Source organism: Kitasatospora sp. NPDC032121 (assembly GCF_055580145.1).
Window position 1 is genome coordinate 296376 of sequence record NZ_JBVILX010000007.1, and the last position, 15531, is coordinate 311906.

Sequence of the window (15531 nt, forward strand, 5' to 3'; positions counted from 1 at the left end):
GGCCGGAACGGACGGATCGAACGGACCATCATGGCTCCACAGGAACCCAGCGCCGGGGAGGCCCTCGCGGTCTCCCCGGCCCCCGGGGGACGGCAGGTGTGGCGGCGGCTGCTCGCGCGGCGCACCGCCCTCGCCGCCGGCCTCGTCATCGTCCTGCTCGTCCTGATCGCGGCGGCGGCACCGCTGCTCAGCGCGCTCGAAGGGCAGGACCCCACCAGCTTCCACAACGACCTGCTCGACTCGGCGGCCGGCGGCGTGCCCACCGGCTCCTTCGGCGGCATCAGCGCCGACCACTGGCTGGGCGTCGAACCGGGCACCGGGCGCGACGTCTTCGCCCGGCTCGTCCACGGCGCCCGGATCTCGCTGCTCGTCGCCGTCGGCGCCACCGTCGTCCAGGTCGCCATCGGTGTCCTGGTCGGCCTCGCCGCGGGCCTCGGCAGCCGGGTGCTCGACCAGCTGATCGGCAACACCACCGAGGTGATGCTCGCGCTGCCCTCGCTGGTCTTCGCCATCTCGCTGATGGCCGTCGTGCCCTCCGACTTCCCCCGCCCGCTCCTGCTGACCCTGGTCATCGGGCTGCTGGGCTGGGCCGGCACCTCGCGGATCGTCCGGGCGCAGACGCTCGCCCTGCGGCAGCTCGACTACGTGGCCGCGGCCCGGCTGGCCGGCGCCACCCGGTGGCGGATCGCCCGCCGGGAACTGCTGCCCTCGCTTGCCGCGCCGGTCGTCACCTACGCGGCGGTGCTGCTGCCGGGCAACGTGATCGCCGAGGCCGGGCTGTCCTTCCTCGGGGTGGGCGTCAAGCCGCCGACCTCGTCCTGGGGCCAGATGCTCTCCGGCGCCACCACCTGGTTCCGCGCGGACCCGACGTACGTGCTGCTCCCGTCCGCGCTGCTGTTCGTCACCGTGCTCTCCTTCACCGTGCTCGGCGACGCCGTCCGCACCGAGCTCGACCCCCGGGCGGCCTCCCGGCTGCGGGTCGGGGCGTCGAGCGGCGGCGCGGCCTCGGCGGGCGCGGGGCCCTCCGGCGCCGGTTCGTCGAACGCGGGCCGCCCCGGCCCGTCGAACGCCACCGAGGAGGCCACCGCATGACCCGCTTCCTGCTCCGCAAGGCCCTCGGCATGCTCGGCGTGCTGCTCGCCCTCTCCGTGATCGTCTACGCGGTGTTCTACATCGCCCCCGGCGACCCGGCCCAGCTGGCCTGCGGCGAGAAGTGCAGCCCCGCCCAGGTCGCCCAGGTGCGCGAACGCCTCGGCCTCGACGCCCCCGTGTACCTCCAGTACGCCCACTTCCTCCAGGGCATCGTCGCCGGCCGCGACTTCAGCGCCGGCACCGGACTGCTGCACTGCCCGGCCCCCTGCCTCGGCGTCTCCTACCGCAGCGGCGAGCAGGTCACCGACATGATCACCGCCCGGCTCCCGGTGACGGCCTCGCTGGCACTCGGCGCGATGGTGCTCTGGCTGCTCCTCGGCGTCGGCACCGGACTGCTCTCCGCGCTGCGCCGCGGCCGGCTCAGCGAGCGCCTGCTGACCGCGCTGACCCTGGCCGGAAACTCCGTCCCGGTCTTCGTCCTCGGCCTGGTGCTGCTCATCGTCCTGTGCGCCCAGCTCCAGTGGCTGCCGTTCCCGAGCTACGCGCCGCTCACCGAGGACCCGGAGCAGTGGTTCTGGGGCCTGCTGCTGCCCTGGATCACGCTCGCCCTGTACGAGTCCGCCAAGTACGCCCGGCTGACCCGCTCCTCCCTGCTGGAGACCCTCGCCGACGACCACATCCGGACCTTCCGGGCGTACGGCGTCAGCGAACGGCACCTGGTGACCAGGCACGCGCTGCGCGGCGCGCTCACCCCGGTGATCGCGCTCACCGCGATCGACCTCGGGACGATGTTCGGGGGAGCGGTGCTGACCGAGTCGCTCTTCGGCCTCCCGGGGCTCGGCAAGCTGCTGGTCACCTCCGTCGGCCTGATCGACCTGCCGACCGTCGTCGGACTCACCCTCGTCACCGGGTTCTGCGTGGTCCTCGCCAATGTCGTCGCGGACGTGCTGTACGCGGTGACCGACCGAAGGGTGGTCCTGACGTGAGCACCGAACCCCTCGTCGACGTCCGGGACCTGGTCGTCGACTTCCCGGTCGGCGACGGCCACGTCCGCGCCGTCGACGGCGTGGGCTTCACCCTGGGGGCCGGACAGGCGCTCGGCATCGTCGGCGAGTCCGGCTCCGGCAAGAGCACCGTCGCCTACGGACTGCTCGGCCTGCACCGCGGGAGCGGCGCCCGGATCGGCGGCTCCGTCCGGGTCGCCGGCGTCGACGCCGTCACCGCCGAGGACGCGGAACTCCGGCGGCTGCGCGGCGGACTGGCCGCCATGGTGTTCCAGGACCCGCTCTCCGCGCTCGACCCGTACTACGCGGTGGGCGACCAGATCGCCGAGGTCGTACGGGTCCACCGGCCCGTCTCGCGCCGGGCCGCCAGGGCCCGGGCCGTCGAGGTGCTCGACCGCGTCGGCATCCCCGACGCGGCGCGGCGCTCGCGGTCGCGTCCGCACGAGTTCAGCGGCGGCATGCGCCAGCGGGTGCTGATCGCGATGGCCCTGGCCTGCGAGCCCCGGCTGCTGGTCGCCGACGAGCCGACGACCGCGCTGGACGTCACCGTCCAGGCCCAGATCCTCGACCTGCTGCACGAGTTGCGCGCGGAGACCGGCGCCGGACTGGTGCTGGTCACCCACGACCTGGGCGTGGTCGCCGGGAGCGTCGACCGCGTGCTGGTCATGAAGGACGGCCGGGCGGTGGAACACGGCCCCGTCACCGAGGTGCTGGGCGCCCCGCGCGAGCCGTACACCCGGGCGCTGCTGTCCGCGGTGCCCCGGGTCGACGCGCCCGGTGCCCCGGAGACGACGGGTCGTCCGAGCGAGCCGGCCGGCGGCGACGTCCTGCTCGAAGCGACCGACCTGCGCCGGGAGTTCGCCACCCGCGGCACCCTCAGCCGGCGCACCGCCCCCGTCACCGCCGTGGACGGCGTCTCGCTCACCGTACGGGCCGGCGAGACCCTGGGCATCGTCGGCGAGTCCGGCTCCGGGAAGACCACCCTCGGGCGGATGCTCGTCCGGCTGCTGGAGCCGACCGGCGGGCAACTCCACTACCGGGGGCGCGACATCGGCGCGCTCGGCGAGAAGGAACTGCGCCCGCTGCGGCGCGAGCTGCAGATGGTCTTCCAGGACCCGGTCTCCTCGCTCAACCCGCGCCGCACCATCGGGGAGTCCGTCGCCGACCCGCTGCGCATCGCCGGAGAGCGCGACGAGCGCCGCATCCGCGCCCGGGTCGGCGAACTCCTCGAACGCGTGGGGCTCGACCCCGACTGGTACCACCGCTATCCGCACGAGTTCTCCGGCGGACAGCGGCAGCGGGTCGGCATCGCCCGGGCGCTCGCACCCCGGCCGCGGCTGATCGTCTGCGACGAACCGGTCTCCGCGCTGGACGTCACCACGCAGGCCCAGGTGGTCGAGCTGCTGGGCGAGTTGCAGCGCGACCTCGGACTCGCGCTGGTCTTCATCGCCCACGACCTCGCCGTGGTCCGGCAGGTCAGCGACCGGGTCGCGGTGATGCGGGCCGGGCGGATCGTGGAGCAGGGCGACGCCGACACGGTGTACGACTCGCCCCGACACGCGTACACCAAGGGGCTGCTGGCCGCCGTGCCGGTGCTGGACCCGGCCGAGGCCACCGCCCGGCGCGACGCCCGGCTGGCGGCCGCCGGAGTCTGACCTGGCACCGTCGCCTGACCGGCCGCCGGAGCCTGACCGGGCCGGCCCGCATCTCTCGGGGTGCGGGCCGGCCCGGGGGCGCGCGGCCGGCGGCGGGAAACCGGAGGCTGCGGCGCAGGGCGGCCGACAGCTCTGCGTGTGGGGGCCGTCACCCTAAGGTGGTCCCATGCGCGGATCGAAACTCCTGTACGCGGCAGTGGTCCTGATCCTGAGTGCGGCCTCCGTGGCCGTCGCGAGGAACTCCCGGAGCGACACCGCCGAGACCCGCATGGCGCCGGCCATCCTGCTGTCCGACGAGTACCACGAGAACCACCTGCGGCCCGTCGCCGACGAGATCCACCGGCTCGTCGACACCGGCCGCGTCGACGGCGGCGACTTCACCTCGATCGTGTTCCACGGCTACGAGCACCGCCTCGACCTCTACTGGAAGGGGCCCGTCCCCGCCGGGATCACCGAGGCCGTCGACTCCTGGCGCACCCGCACCCGCGAGCAGGTGCGGCACGACCCCGCCGGCCCGGTGAGCCCCGACTACGACGTCCGCTACCACCAGGCCGCCTACTCCCGCTCCGAGATGGACCGGGCCGTCGAACGGTTCGTCACCGCCGTCGGCAACGACACCTCGGAGTGGTCCTCGATCTCACCCGCCAACGACGGCAGCGGCCTCCTGCTGACGTACCGGCCGAAGACCACCAGGCGCCTCGCGCCGGCGAACGCCCCGGTACGCGACTACGAGACCCGGGCCGAGCAGCTCGCCGGCATCCCCGTCCACGCCGGGACCGGCTCCCCGGAGACCTCCACCAGGGGCGGCCGCACCGGCGACGCCCCGCCCTGGTACGCCGGAGCCGACCTCGCCCTGAGCGACAACTCGCGCTGCTCCACCGGAATCCCCGGCTGGGTCGGCAACCGGCGGGTGCTGCTCACCGCCGCCCACTGCCAGACCAGCGGGAACGTCTACAACGGGCAGCGCGTCGTCGGGGAGGTCACCGCCCACGACGACGGCCTCGACGTCGCCGTCGTCACGACCGGCCAGGAGACCGCGGCCCGCTTCTACAGCGGCTCCTGGAACAGCGGCGACTCCCGTCCGCTGTACGGCCCGGCGCGCCTGGACCCGGGCCAGTCCGCCTGCTTCAGCGGCGCCATGTCCGGGCTCCACTGCGAGCTGGAGGTCACGCGTGTGGGCGTCCACTCGTCGTCCGGCCGTACCGACGCGACCGAGGTGAGGTCCCGCAGTGGCGGCGTCGCCGTCGCCCAGGGCGACAGCGGGGGGCCGGCGGTGGCCAACCCGCAGGGCGACGCCATGGCGCCGGTCGGCGTCATCACCGCCGGGAACACCGACACGAAGGTCCCGTGCGGCGCGACGGCGATCCCGACGACCTGCTTCTCGACCGGCTACTACACGCCGCTCGACCCGGTCGCGTCCAGGTTCGGGTTCTCGGCGTCCTGACCGCGCCGGGACCTCTCCTGCGGCGCGCTCAGGGGCCTTGCTAGAAGGTGGAGTTGGTGAACCAGAGGTCCAGCAGTTCCTCGTCTCCGGCGAGGGCGACCCCGGGCGCCGAGCGGTCGATCCGGCCGTAGAGGAGGAGCAGCAGGTCGGCGGCGGTGGCCGAGACGGTGGCGTCGGCGGTCGGGTCGGTCGGGTCGGTCGGGTCGGTCGGGTCGGCGGCGTCCAGGCCGAAGCCGTCGGGGCGCAGGCGCACCAGCCAGTCGCCGTCCCCGTCGGTGCGGGTGAAGCGGACCGTGCGGTCTTCGCCGCGGAGTTCGGCCGTGCGCGGGGCGAAGAAGGCGGCGTACGGCAGGTTGGTGAGGAACTCGTCGACGCCGTCCGCGGCGAGGTCCGGGTCGATCTCGGGCTTCAGCCCCAGCGCGAGTTCGGCGTCGGCGCGGTGGACGAGGGTCTCGAAGAGCATCCGGCGCACCCAGAACCGGGCGTGCTGGTCGGCGCCCCAGGCCCACATCGGGGCGTCGAGGTCGGTCTCGGCGAACGTCGCCCCGGCCTCCGCGCCGGCCTCGGTGAGCCACGCCGGGTAGTCCTCCGCCCGCTCGGGGAGCTTCAGGTCGACGTCCCGGCTGGTGGGCGGTGCCTGGATGCGCTGCCGCAGCAGGACGGTGAACCAGCGCTGGACGCTGCCGGCGTGGCGAAGGAGGTCGGTGAGGGTCCAGCCGGGACAGCTGGGGACGGGGGTGGTCGGGTCGGCGGACCGGACGGCGGTGGCGAACCTGTCGGTCTCGGCAGCCACGGCGGTGACGTGCTCGTTCGGGGTCATGGGCGGAAGCTCCGGGGCTCAGGGGCAGGGGTGGCAGGGGGCGGTGCGGTCTCGGCGGGGCGGCGCGGGTCAGGCGAGGGGCTTGTCGACGACGGCCTTGGTGTGGCTGAACGTGTCGATCGAGTACTCGCCGTGGTAGCGGCCCATGCCGCTCTCGCCGACGCCGCCGAACGGCAGCTCGGGCATCGCCAGGTGGGAGACCGGCAGACCGAAGCTGAGCGCGCCGGAGGAGGTCTCCTCGGCCAGTCGCCGCTTGGTGTCCGCGGACTCGGTGAAGGCGTAGAGGGCGAGCGGCTTGTCGCGCTCGTTGATGAACGCGATCGCCGCGTCGAGGTCGGGCACCGGCAGGACGGGCAGGATCGGGCCGAAGATCTCGGTCCGCATCACCGGGGCGGTCGCGGGCACGTCGGCGAGGACGGTCGGGGCCAGGTAGCGGGTGGCGCGGTCGTGCTCGCCGCCGACGACGGTCCGCCCGTCGCCGAGCAGTGCGGTGAGCCGGTCGAAGTGGCGCTCGTTGACGATCCGTCCGTACTCCGTGCTCGCGGCCGGGTCCTCGCCGTACAGCTCCCGCACCGCGTCGGCCAGTTCGCGTTCCAGGGCGGCCGCGGTGTCGCCGACGGCGAGGACGTAGTCGGGGGCGACGCAGGTCTGTCCGGCGTTGAGGAACTTGCCGCTGGCGATCCGCCGGGCGGTGACGGCGAGGTCGGCGCCGGGGTCGACCACGACCGGGCTCTTGCCGCCGAGTTCCAGGGTGACCGGGGTGAGGTGCCGGGCGGCGGCGGCCATGACGATCCGTCCGACGGCGCCGTTGCCGGTGTAGAAGATGTGGTCGAAGCGCTGCTCCAGCAGCGCGGTGGTCTCCGGGACGGCGCCCTCGACGACCGCGACCGCCTCCTCGCCGAGGTAGCGCGGCAGCAGTTCGGCGATGGCCGCGGAGGTCGCGGGGGCGAGCTCGCTGGGCTTGACGAGGGCGGTGTTCCCGGCCGCCAGGGCGCCGACCAGCGGGGCAAGGGCGAGCTGGAGCGGGTAGTTCCAGGGCGCGATGATGAGCACCACGCCCAGCGGGTCGCGGACGACCCGGGCTTCGGCGGGGCGGAAGAACTCCGGTACGGCGGCCGGCCTCGGCTCCAGCCACTCCGCCAGGTTTCGTACGGTGTGGTCGAGTTCGTTGAGGGTGAAGCCGATCTCGGTCCGGTACGCCTCGGTGGCGCTCTTGCCGAGGTCGGCGTGCAGGGCCTCCTGGAACACCGCGCCCTGCTCGGTGAGCAGGGCGCGCAGGGCGGCCAGCTTGTCCAGGCGCCAGGCGAGCGGCCTGGTGCGGCCGGTGGAGAATTCGGCCCGCAGGCGGGCGACCACGGAAGGGATGGCGTCGGTCATGAGGGTCTCGCGGTCTTGAGATGGGGAGACGGTGCTTGCTGGCAGAAATTTTCACTACCTGAAGCAATGGTGACCCTAGGGATGAAAGGTTGAGATTGTCAAGCATCCTCCGTCGGATGGGTTGACCGGCCGGCCGCTCGGCGGGCCCGGGCCTCAGGGGCGGTGGCCGGTGAGGCTGTGGGTGGCCGGGCAGCGGCGGCAGGCCGTGCCGCGGGCGGGCGGGCAGCTGCGGGAAGAGGTGCGGGCCGCCCGGGCTGTAGAGGGCGCGGGGCGCAGTACGACGGCACCGGCTGCCAGGGCGAGCCGTTCGGCGGCCGCTTGGTGCGTCCGTAAGCGTTGAGGTGGCCGGCGGCGGGGTGGTCCTCGCTGAGGACGGCGGCGGCGATGCGGCTGCCGCGGACCATGATCTCGTCGGGTTCGAGCCCGGGGACGGCGGCCGTGTCCGGTGTGGAGGTGGGGAAGGCGGCCGTGTCCGCTGCGGAGGTGGGGAGGCTGGAGAGCGCGGAGTGGACGTACCGGTCGACCGGCACGGGGAGAGGGCGGGTGCCGTCCGGCCGGGCCGTAAGTGGCGAGCTGTCAGCGCCGGGCCGTACGTGCCCGACCCCGCCGACGTGTTGCGTCCGCGGTGGGGTCGGGCACTCGGGGGCGGTGGTCAGCTCAGGGTGCGGAGCGAGGCGGCGTCGTAGGGGCGCAGGTCGGCGAAGCGGCCGGAGAGGACCTTGGCGGCCCACTGCGGGTCCTGGAGGAGGGCGCGGCCGACGGCGACCAGGTCGAACTCGTCGCGCTCCAGCCGGTCGAGCAGGTTGTCGATGCCCCGGACCGGCGCGCCCTCGCCCGCGAACGCGCGGACGAAGTCGCCGTCGAGGCCGACCGAGCCGACGGTGATGGCGGGGCGGCCGGTGAGCTTCCTGGTCCAGCCGGCCAGGTTGAGGTCGGAGCCGTCGAACTCGGGGATCCAGTAGCGGCGGGTCGAGGCGTGGAAGGCGTCGACGCCGGCCTCGGCGAGCGGGGTGAGGATCGCCTCCAGTTCCTCGGGGCTCTCGGCGAGGCGGGCGTCGTAGTTGTCCGACTTCCACTGGGAGTAGCGGAAGATCACCGGGAACTCCGCGGAGACGGCCTCGCGCACCGCGGTGACGAGTTCGGCCGTGAACTTCGTGCGGGCGACCGGGTCGCCGCCGTAGGCGTCGGTGCGGCGGTTGGTGCCCGCCCACAGGAACTGGTCGAGCAGGTAGCCGTGGGCGCCGTGCAGTTCGACGCCGTCGAAGCCGATCCGCTCGGCGGCCGCGGCGGCCTCGGCGAACGCGCCGATGACGGCGTCCAGGTCCGCCCGGGTCATCGCCCGCCCCGTGCCCTCGGTGCCGTTCAGCCGGATGCCGGACGGGCCGATGGCGGGGGCGTCGGCGAACGGCGGGTCGCCCTGCTTGCGGACCATGCCGATGTGCCAGAGCTGCGGCACGATGGTGCCGCCCGCCGCGTGGACGTCCTCGGCGACGCGGGCCCACCCGGCCAGCTGCTCCTCGCCGTGGAAGCGCGGGATGTCGTCGCTCTGGCCGGCGGACTCGTGGCCGACGTACGTGCCCTCGGTGACGATCAGGCCGACGCCGGCGGCGGCGCGGCGGGCGTAGTACGAGCGCACGTCCTCGCCGGGCACACCGCCCGGGGAGAACTGGCGTGTCATCGGCGCCATCGCGATGCGGTTGGGCACGGTCAGCCCGTTGATCGTGACGGGTCGGGACAGGATCCCGGCCGCGCGGTCGGCGGCGGTCTCGGTGACGGTCATGGGATTCCTCGCGGTCGCGGTGGCGGTGTGGGCGGCGACGTCGATGTCGCACGCCGGGGCGGAAACGGTTGCCCGTACCAACCACCTCGATGGCCTCGGCATTTCTTCGCGCGCGCTCGGCTCGCTGTGATCCGCGCCACTGTGCGCCGCTGCGTGCTGCTGCGCCGGCCGTCGCCCGGCCGTCCTGCCTCTGAGGCAAATGTACGGACAATAGCTTGCGGTCGATGGCGGGTCTCTCTACTTTAATGTCCGTACATTTCGTCAGGGAGGGACCCCTTGATAACCAGGCATCACCGGATCGTGATCATCGGCGGCGGGACCGCGGGAATCACCGTCGCGGCCAGGCTCCGCCGCGCGGGCGAGCAGGACGTCGCGGTGCTCGATCCGAGCGATCGTCACTACTACCAGCCGCTCTGGACCCTGGTCGGCGGCGGCCGGGCGCCGCTGTCGGAGAGCATCCGGTCGCAGGCGTCCGTCATGCCGAAGGGCGTGGAGTGGATACGCCGCTCCGCGGTCGCCGTCGACCCCGAGGCCCGGGAAGTGACGCTGGACGACGGCGGCACCGTCTCCTACGACCACCTCGTGGTCTGCCCCGGCATCCAGCTGGACTGGGACCGGGTGCCCGGCCTGGAAGCCGGGCTCGGCAAGGACGGCCTGTCCAGCAACTACCTGCCCCAGTACGCCCCCGCGACCTGGCGCTTCATCCGCGAGACCCGCTCCGGCAGCGCGGTGTTCAGCATGCCGACCGGCGCCGTCAAGTGCGGCGGCGCCCCGCAGAAGATCGCCTACCTGGCCGCCGACTACTGGCGCCAGCAGGGCGTGCTCGGCAAGATCGACGTCCACCTGGTGATCCCCGGCGCCGCCATCTTCGGCGTCCCCGAGTTCGCCCGCGTGCTCGACGGCGTGGTGCGCCGGTACGGCATCAAGGTCCACTACGGGAGCGAGGTCTCCGAGGTCCGCCCGGACGCCCGCGAGGTGGTCGTCACCGACCTGGGGAGCGGGGGCACGACGACCCTGCCGTACGACGTCGCCCACGTGGTGCCGCCGCAGAGCGCCCCGGACTGGGTCAAGCGCAGCCCGCTCGCCGGGGCCGACGACCCGGCCGGCTACGTCGAGATCGACAAGCACACGATGCGGCACGTCCGGTACCCCAACGTGTGGGCGCTCGGCGACGCCGGCTCGTCCCCGAACTCCAAGACCGGCGCCGCGGTGCGCAAGCAGGCGCCCGTGCTCGTCGAGAACCTCCTCGCCGCCCTCAACGGCCGGGTGCCCAAGGCCTCCTACGACGGCTACTCCTCCTGCCCGCTGACCACCGCCCGCAACAAGATGCTGCTCGCGGAGTTCGACTACAGCGGGCGGCCCACCCCGTCGATCCCGGTGATCGACACCATCCGCGAGCGCACCGACATGTGGTACCTCAAGCGGCGCGGCCTGCCGTTCCTCTACTGGAACCTCATGCTCCGCGGGCTCGCCTGACCGGTACGGGTCGCACCCCGGCCCCCGCGCAGCCCGCACGGCCCGCCGCACCGCCGCACCGCCGCGACACCCCACCCCATGCCCCGCCCGTACGGCCGCGGGGCTCAACCACCGCTCACCCTCAGGAGCTTGAGATGACGACCGCCGGACCCCTGGTCTTCGTGCAGTTCTACCTGGACTGCCTCTCCCACGCCTCGTACCTCGTCGGCGACCGCACCACCGGCCGGGCCGTCGTGGTCGACCCCCAGCGCGACGTCCACGACTACCTCGCCACCGCCGAACAGCACGGCCTGACCATCGAGCGGGTCATCGAGACCCACATCCACGCGGACTTCCTCTCCGGCCACCTGGAGCTGGCCGAGCGCACCGGCGCGCGCATCTCCTACGGCTCCGCCGCCGTGCTCGACTTCGACACCGACCCGCTGGGCGACGGCGAGCACCTCAGCCTCGGCGCCGTCGACCTGGAGATCCTGCACACCCCGGGCCACACCCCGGAGTCGATCTGCGTCGTCGTGCGCGAACAGGCCGGTGACGCCGTCCCGTTCGGCGTCCTCACCGGCGACACCCTGTTCATCGGCGACGTCGGCCGCCCGGACCTGCTCAGCTCGCGCGGCCGCTCCGCCGAGGAGATGGCCCGTCTGCTGTACCGCTCCACCCGCGCCCTGCTGACCCTCCCCGACGACACGCGCGTCTACCCGGCGCACGGAGCCGGCTCGGCCTGCGGCAAGAACCTCTCCACCGAACTGAGTTGCACGATCGGCAACCAGCGCGGCGGCAACTACGCCCTGGCCGACATGACCGAGGACGAGTTCGTCGCCGTGGTGACCGACGGCCAGCCCGCAGCGCCCGCCTACTTCGCCTTCACCTCGGTGCGCAACCGCCAGGCCCGCCCGGTCCTCGACGAGGACACCCCCGTCCCGCCGCTCACCCCGGAGGAGTTCCTCCAGGCCCGGGCCGGCGGCGCCACCGTGCTCGACACCCGGGACCCGGAGGCGTTCGCCGCCGCCCACCTGCACGGCGCGGTGAACATCCCGCTCGGCGGCCGCTTCGCCGAACTCGCCGGCCAGGTGCTGGACGCCCAGGAGGCCGTCATCCTGTGCGGCGACGCGGACACCGCGCTCGAGGCCCGGAACCGGCTGGCCAGGATCGGCTTCGACCGCGTCCTGGGCGCCCTGGCCGCGCCGGTGGACGCCGTCGGTGCCGCGCAGCTGACCGAGGTCGTGCGGGTGGACGCCGACGAACTCGCCGACCGACTCACCGAGGGCGCGGACGACGTCGAACTGCTGGACGTGCGCGGCCCCGGCGAGATACGCGAGAAGGGCACCATCCCCGGCGCCCGGCTCCTCCCGCTGCCCGAACTGCTCGCCCGCCTCGGCGAGTTGCCGACCGAACAGCCGCTGACCGTGGTCTGCGCCGGCGGCAACCGCTCCTCGGTGGCCGCGTCCGTGCTGCGCGCCCGCGGCTTCGAGGCCACCGATCTGCGCGGCGGCTTCGCCGCCTGGCACGGCGAGGTCCTCCACCCCGCCGACCAGGCCTCGGACGGCGTCACGGCGTGAGCGTCCTGATCACCGCTCTGCTCTGCGGAGCCGTGGTCGGCGTGGCGCTCGGCGCGCTGGGCGGTGGCGGGGGAGTGCTCGCGGTCCCGGCCCTGGTGTACCTGCTGGGCCTGCCGCCCTCCGAGGCAGGGACCACCAGCCTGGTCATCGTGACCGCCACCACCGTCACCGCGCTCGTCCGCCACTCCGGCACCGGCAACGTCAAGTGGCGCACCGGTGCGCTGTTCGCCACGGCCGGAGTCCTCCCCGCCATCGGGGCCTCCCTGCTCGCCCACCGCATCCCGCAACCGGTGCTGACCGCCGCGTTCGCCGTCCTGGCCGCGCTGGCCGCCGCGGCGATGCTGCGCGGCACCCGAACCGCGGGGCGGACGCCGGCGGAGGAGGGCGGCGTGGCGGCGGGTGGCGCCGAGAAGGGCGGCGCGGCAGAGGGGGGCGCGGACGGAGCGTCCGCGAAGCCGGCCGGCCGGGAAGGGTACGCGAGTACGGTCGCGGCCGGAGCAGGCCTCGGGGCGGTGACCGGACTGCTGGGAGTCGGCGGCGGCTTCCTCGCGGTGCCCGCGCTGGTGTCCGTGCTCCGGCTGCCGATGCGCAAGGCCGTCGGCACCAGCCTGGTGGTCGTCCTCATCAACTCGGTCGTCTCCCTCGCCACCCGCCTGACGGTCACGGGCGTGTCCATCGATCCGGCGATCTTCGGGCCGTTCGTGGGCGCCGCCGTCCTCGGCGCCTGGGACGGCAAGCGACTGGCGGCGAAGCTCTCCGGGGCCGCGCTGCAGCGGGCCTTCGCCGTCGTCCTGCTCGCGGTGGCGGCGTTCATGCTGGTCGGCGCCTTCGCCTGACGGCCGCCGCACGACGACCGCGGCCCGCGCGACCGCTGCCCGGGGCACCCCGCCCGGGCGGCGGTCGCCGCCCGTCGTGCCCCGTCGCCGCCCGATCGGCGCGCCCGGCGGGACCGGTGGCCGTCGATTTTGTGCTATCCCCCCGGAGGTACGAACATTCACCTCGTGTCCCGCACCACCCACCCGACCCCTGATCCCCAGGAAGGCGCCGTGACCTCCGAGCCCGGCCCCAGGACCCTCGCGCGAGCCCCGGGCAATCCGCTCTGGGCGCAGCTGCGCGCCGACCTGCTGCGCCGGCTCGACGAGGGCGAGTTCCGCGACGTCTTCCCCGGCGAGCACGACCTCGTCGCCGAGTACCAGGTCAGCCGGCACACGGTCCGCGAGGCCCTGCGCAAGCTCCGCGAGGAGGGCCTCGTCACCGCCCAGCGCGGCAAGGCCTCGCGGTTCACCGCGAGCCGCCCCCTGGAGCAGGACATCGGTGAGGCGTACAGCCTCTTCCGCTCCGTCGAGGAGGTCGGCGCCGTCCAGCGCAGCGTCGTGCGCGCGCTCGACCGGCGCGCCGACGGCGTCATCGCCGCCCGACTGGGCCTCGAGGAGTCCACGCCGCTCGTCTACCTCGAACGGGTCCGCCTGGCGGACGAGGAACCCCTGGCCGTCGACCGGATCTGGCTCCCCGCCGACCTGGCCGACCCGCTGCTCGACGTCGACTTCACCCACACCGCGCTCTACGACGAGCTCGAACGCCACTGCGGCACCCGCATCCGCGGCGGCTGGGAACGCATCCGCGCCGTGGTCCCCGGCCGGGGGGAGCGCATCCTGCTCGACTGCCCCGAGACCACCGCGCTGCTCGCGATCGACCGGCTCGGCCGCGACGCCGACGGGCGGGCGATCGAGTGGCGGCAGACGCTCGTCCGCGCGGACCGCTTCGCCGTCGCCGCCGCGTTCTCCGCCCATGACTACCGGCTGGGCGCCCCGGTCCAGACACCCTGACGGGACCGCACCCTCCCGGCCGAACCGGCCGAACCCGCCCCGACCCGGACGAACCCGCCCCGACCTGGGGGCTCCACAGGCGGGTGCGCGCGGCGCGGGGCCGTCCGGACGAATACGTGGACGGCAGGGACCGCCGGCCCCGGTGTCCGGTGGAAGGTGGCCTGTCGGGCCCTGAGCAGGGTCCGGCCGAGGAGCGACGACGGGACCGGCCGGCCGCCGGCGGCCTGGTCGGCGCGCTCGGCCCGATCGGCCATGCCGTCCTGCACCACCGTTCTACCCGGTCGCCGTCGTCCCGGAGTCCTGACCTCGTCCCGGGGTCCTGACCTCGTCCCGGGGTCCTGACGTCGTTCCCGGAGTCCTGACCGGGACCTTCGGGCCATCCCAGGGGCTGCTCGGCCCCTGGGAACGGCCCGCGGCAACTGCGATCGTGGATCGCACACCGGGTCGTCGGCGTCCTCGCCGCGACCGTCCAACGAGGAAGGCCCGTCATCATGCCGCACGCCGTAGTGGTCGGAGTCGACGGATCGGAACCGAGCGCGGCCGCCGCCGAGTGGGCCGCCCAGGAGGCGCACCGCAGCGGCCGGCCGCTGCGGCTGCTCCACGTCGGGGGTACGGGCTCGCCGGCCCCCGGGGAGCCCGACACCGGCGGCGAGCCGCTGCCGCCGTCGGTGCTCGCCACCCGGGACCACATCGCGAGCGTGCTGCCCGGGCTGGAGCTGACCTGCGACCAGGTGCCCGGGAACCCGGCGTACGCGCTCGCCGCCGCCGGAGGGCGCGACGGCCTGCTGGTGCTCGGCTCGCGCGGTCTGGGAGGGTTCGCCGGGCTGTTGGTCGGCTCGGTCTCGCTGCGGGTGGCGGGCCACGCGAACTGCCCCGTCGTGGTGCTCAGGGCCGGGGCCGACGGTCAGGGCGAGGGCTCCGGCGACGTGGTGCTCGGGCTGGACAGCGACCAGGCCTGCCCGGACCTCATCGCCTTCGCCTTCGAACAGGCGGCGGCGCGGGGCGCGACGCTGCGCGTGCTGGAGAGCCGGAAGGTGCCCGCCGGGCCGTACTCGGCCGAGGGCGTGGTCTACCAGCCGGAGGTCAGGGAGGCGCTGGAGGCCGCGGAGCTGACGAGGCTCCAGGAGGCGCTGGCCCCCTGGCGGGAGAAGCACCCGGAGGTCCGGGTCCAGGCCGAGCTCACCGCCTGGTCGGCCGGACGGGCGCTGGTGGAGGCCTCCCGGAGCGCCTGCCTGACGGTGGTGGGGCGCCGCCGGCCCAGGCTCCACCCGGCCGCGCCCTGGCTGGGCTCCGTCACCCACGCCGTCCTCCACCACGCGCACGGCCCGGTCGCGGTCGTGCCGCACGACTGAGACCGGACCGGCGGACGGCCGTGGGGGGGGGAGGGGGGGGGGGGGGGGGGGGGGGGGGGGGGGGGGGGGGGGGGGGGGGGATGAGCAGAGGGTTCCAGGCGCAGGTGCCCGGTGTGTTCGGCCGGCTCGCCGACGAGGGCCGGTACGCC

The 15531-nt window shown here is 74.4% G+C and carries 13 protein-coding genes; 10 read left to right on the plus strand and 3 right to left on the minus strand.

Annotation, left to right across the window (positions count from 1 at the left end; translation table 11 throughout):
• Nucleotides 1-30: 30 nt before the first annotated feature.
• The 4 genes from ACZ5OX_RS20710 (at nt 31) to ACZ5OX_RS20725 (ending at nt 5195) form a co-directional block, all read left to right on the plus strand.
• Entirely contained in the window at nt 31-1092 is a 1062-nt protein-coding gene (locus ACZ5OX_RS20710) for an ABC transporter permease (RefSeq protein WP_465631776.1), read from the plus strand.
• Complete coding sequence (locus tag ACZ5OX_RS20715) at nt 1089-2078, plus strand: ABC transporter permease (RefSeq protein ID WP_465631778.1); 990 nt, start codon at nt 1089-1091, stop codon at nt 2076-2078. Before ACZ5OX_RS20710 ends, ACZ5OX_RS20715 begins: the two co-directional genes overlap by 4 nt.
• A complete protein-coding gene (locus ACZ5OX_RS20720) occupies nt 2075-3751 on the plus strand; it encodes an ABC transporter ATP-binding protein (RefSeq protein ID WP_465631780.1) in 1677 nt (558 codons plus the stop codon). The genes ACZ5OX_RS20715 and ACZ5OX_RS20720 overlap by 4 nt, the downstream gene beginning before the upstream one ends.
• A 166-nt stretch (nt 3752-3917) precedes the next feature.
• Nucleotides 3918-5195 (plus strand): chymotrypsin family serine protease, encoded by a 1278-nt coding sequence (locus ACZ5OX_RS20725; protein ID WP_465631782.1) that lies wholly within the window; start codon nt 3918-3920, stop codon nt 5193-5195.
• Between the two features lie 40 nt (nt 5196-5235).
• Here ACZ5OX_RS20725 and ACZ5OX_RS20730 read toward each other — a convergent pair whose 3' ends face one another.
• The 3 genes from ACZ5OX_RS20730 to ACZ5OX_RS20740 all read right to left on the minus strand — a co-directional run bounded on the left by ACZ5OX_RS20730 (nt 5236) and on the right by ACZ5OX_RS20740 (nt 9172).
• The gene (locus ACZ5OX_RS20730) at nt 5236-6015 is read right to left on the minus strand and encodes a maleylpyruvate isomerase family mycothiol-dependent enzyme (RefSeq protein WP_465631783.1); all 780 of its coding nucleotides are present in this window, start codon (nt 6013-6015) and stop codon (nt 5236-5238) included.
• A gap of 69 nt (nt 6016-6084) precedes the next feature.
• On the minus strand, nt 6085-7392 hold the full coding sequence (locus tag ACZ5OX_RS20735; RefSeq protein WP_465631785.1) for an aldehyde dehydrogenase family protein: 1308 nt from the start codon (nt 7390-7392) through the stop codon (nt 6085-6087).
• A 652-nt stretch (nt 7393-8044) separates the two neighbouring features.
• The gene (locus ACZ5OX_RS20740; RefSeq protein ID WP_465631787.1) at nt 8045-9172 is read right to left on the minus strand and encodes an NADH:flavin oxidoreductase; all 1128 of its coding nucleotides are present in this window, start codon (nt 9170-9172) and stop codon (nt 8045-8047) included.
• Between ACZ5OX_RS20740 and ACZ5OX_RS20745 the strand changes: the two genes are divergently transcribed.
• The 6 genes from ACZ5OX_RS20745 to ACZ5OX_RS20770 all read left to right on the plus strand — a co-directional run bounded on the left by ACZ5OX_RS20745 (nt 9171) and on the right by ACZ5OX_RS20770 (nt 15382).
• Complete coding sequence (locus ACZ5OX_RS20745) at nt 9171-9302, plus strand: hypothetical protein (RefSeq protein ID WP_465631789.1); 132 nt, start codon at nt 9171-9173, stop codon at nt 9300-9302. The two genes, ACZ5OX_RS20740 and ACZ5OX_RS20745, sit on opposite strands and share 2 nt — an antisense overlap.
• Before the next feature lie 146 nt (nt 9303-9448).
• The gene (locus ACZ5OX_RS20750) at nt 9449-10648 is read left to right on the plus strand and encodes an NAD(P)/FAD-dependent oxidoreductase (RefSeq protein ID WP_465631790.1); all 1200 of its coding nucleotides are present in this window, start codon (nt 9449-9451) and stop codon (nt 10646-10648) included.
• Nucleotides 10649-10782: 134 nt separating this feature from the next.
• Entirely contained in the window at nt 10783-12204 is a 1422-nt protein-coding gene (locus ACZ5OX_RS20755) for an MBL fold metallo-hydrolase (RefSeq protein ID WP_465631792.1), read from the plus strand.
• The gene (locus tag ACZ5OX_RS20760; protein WP_465631794.1) at nt 12201-13040 is read left to right on the plus strand and encodes a sulfite exporter TauE/SafE family protein; all 840 of its coding nucleotides are present in this window, start codon (nt 12201-12203) and stop codon (nt 13038-13040) included. The genes ACZ5OX_RS20755 and ACZ5OX_RS20760 overlap by 4 nt, the downstream gene beginning before the upstream one ends.
• A gap of 210 nt (nt 13041-13250) precedes the next feature.
• Entirely contained in the window at nt 13251-14030 is a 780-nt protein-coding gene (locus ACZ5OX_RS20765) for a GntR family transcriptional regulator (protein ID WP_392877453.1), read from the plus strand.
• Nucleotides 14031-14521: 491 nt separating this feature from the next.
• Nucleotides 14522-15382, plus strand: coding sequence for a universal stress protein (locus ACZ5OX_RS20770; protein ID WP_465631796.1), 861 nt, complete (start codon nt 14522-14524; stop codon nt 15380-15382).
• The last annotated feature ends 149 nt before the right edge of the window (nt 15383-15531 follow it).

Coding starts and splice junctions, on each gene's coding strand:
- ACZ5OX_RS20710 (WP_465631776.1), top strand. CDS start 31: ATGGCTCCACAGGAACCCAGCGCCGGGGAGGCCCTCGCGGTCTCCCCG.
- ACZ5OX_RS20715 (WP_465631778.1), top strand. CDS start 1,089: ATGACCCGCTTCCTGCTCCGCAAGGCCCTCGGCATGCTCGGCGTGCTG.
- ACZ5OX_RS20725 (WP_465631782.1), top strand. CDS start 3,918: ATGCGCGGATCGAAACTCCTGTACGCGGCAGTGGTCCTGATCCTGAGT.
- ACZ5OX_RS20730 (WP_465631783.1), bottom strand. CDS start 6,015: ATGACCCCGAACGAGCACGTCACCGCCGTGGCTGCCGAGACCGACAGG.
- ACZ5OX_RS20735 (WP_465631785.1), bottom strand. CDS start 7,392: ATGACCGACGCCATCCCTTCCGTGGTCGCCCGCCTGCGGGCCGAATTC.
- ACZ5OX_RS20745 (WP_465631789.1), top strand. CDS start 9,171: ATGGGATTCCTCGCGGTCGCGGTGGCGGTGTGGGCGGCGACGTCGATG.
- ACZ5OX_RS20740 (WP_465631787.1), bottom strand. CDS start 9,172: ATGACCGTCACCGAGACCGCCGCCGACCGCGCGGCCGGGATCCTGTCC.
- ACZ5OX_RS20755 (WP_465631792.1), top strand. CDS start 10,783: ATGACGACCGCCGGACCCCTGGTCTTCGTGCAGTTCTACCTGGACTGC.
- ACZ5OX_RS20770 (WP_465631796.1), top strand. CDS start 14,522: ATGCCGCACGCCGTAGTGGTCGGAGTCGACGGATCGGAACCGAGCGCG.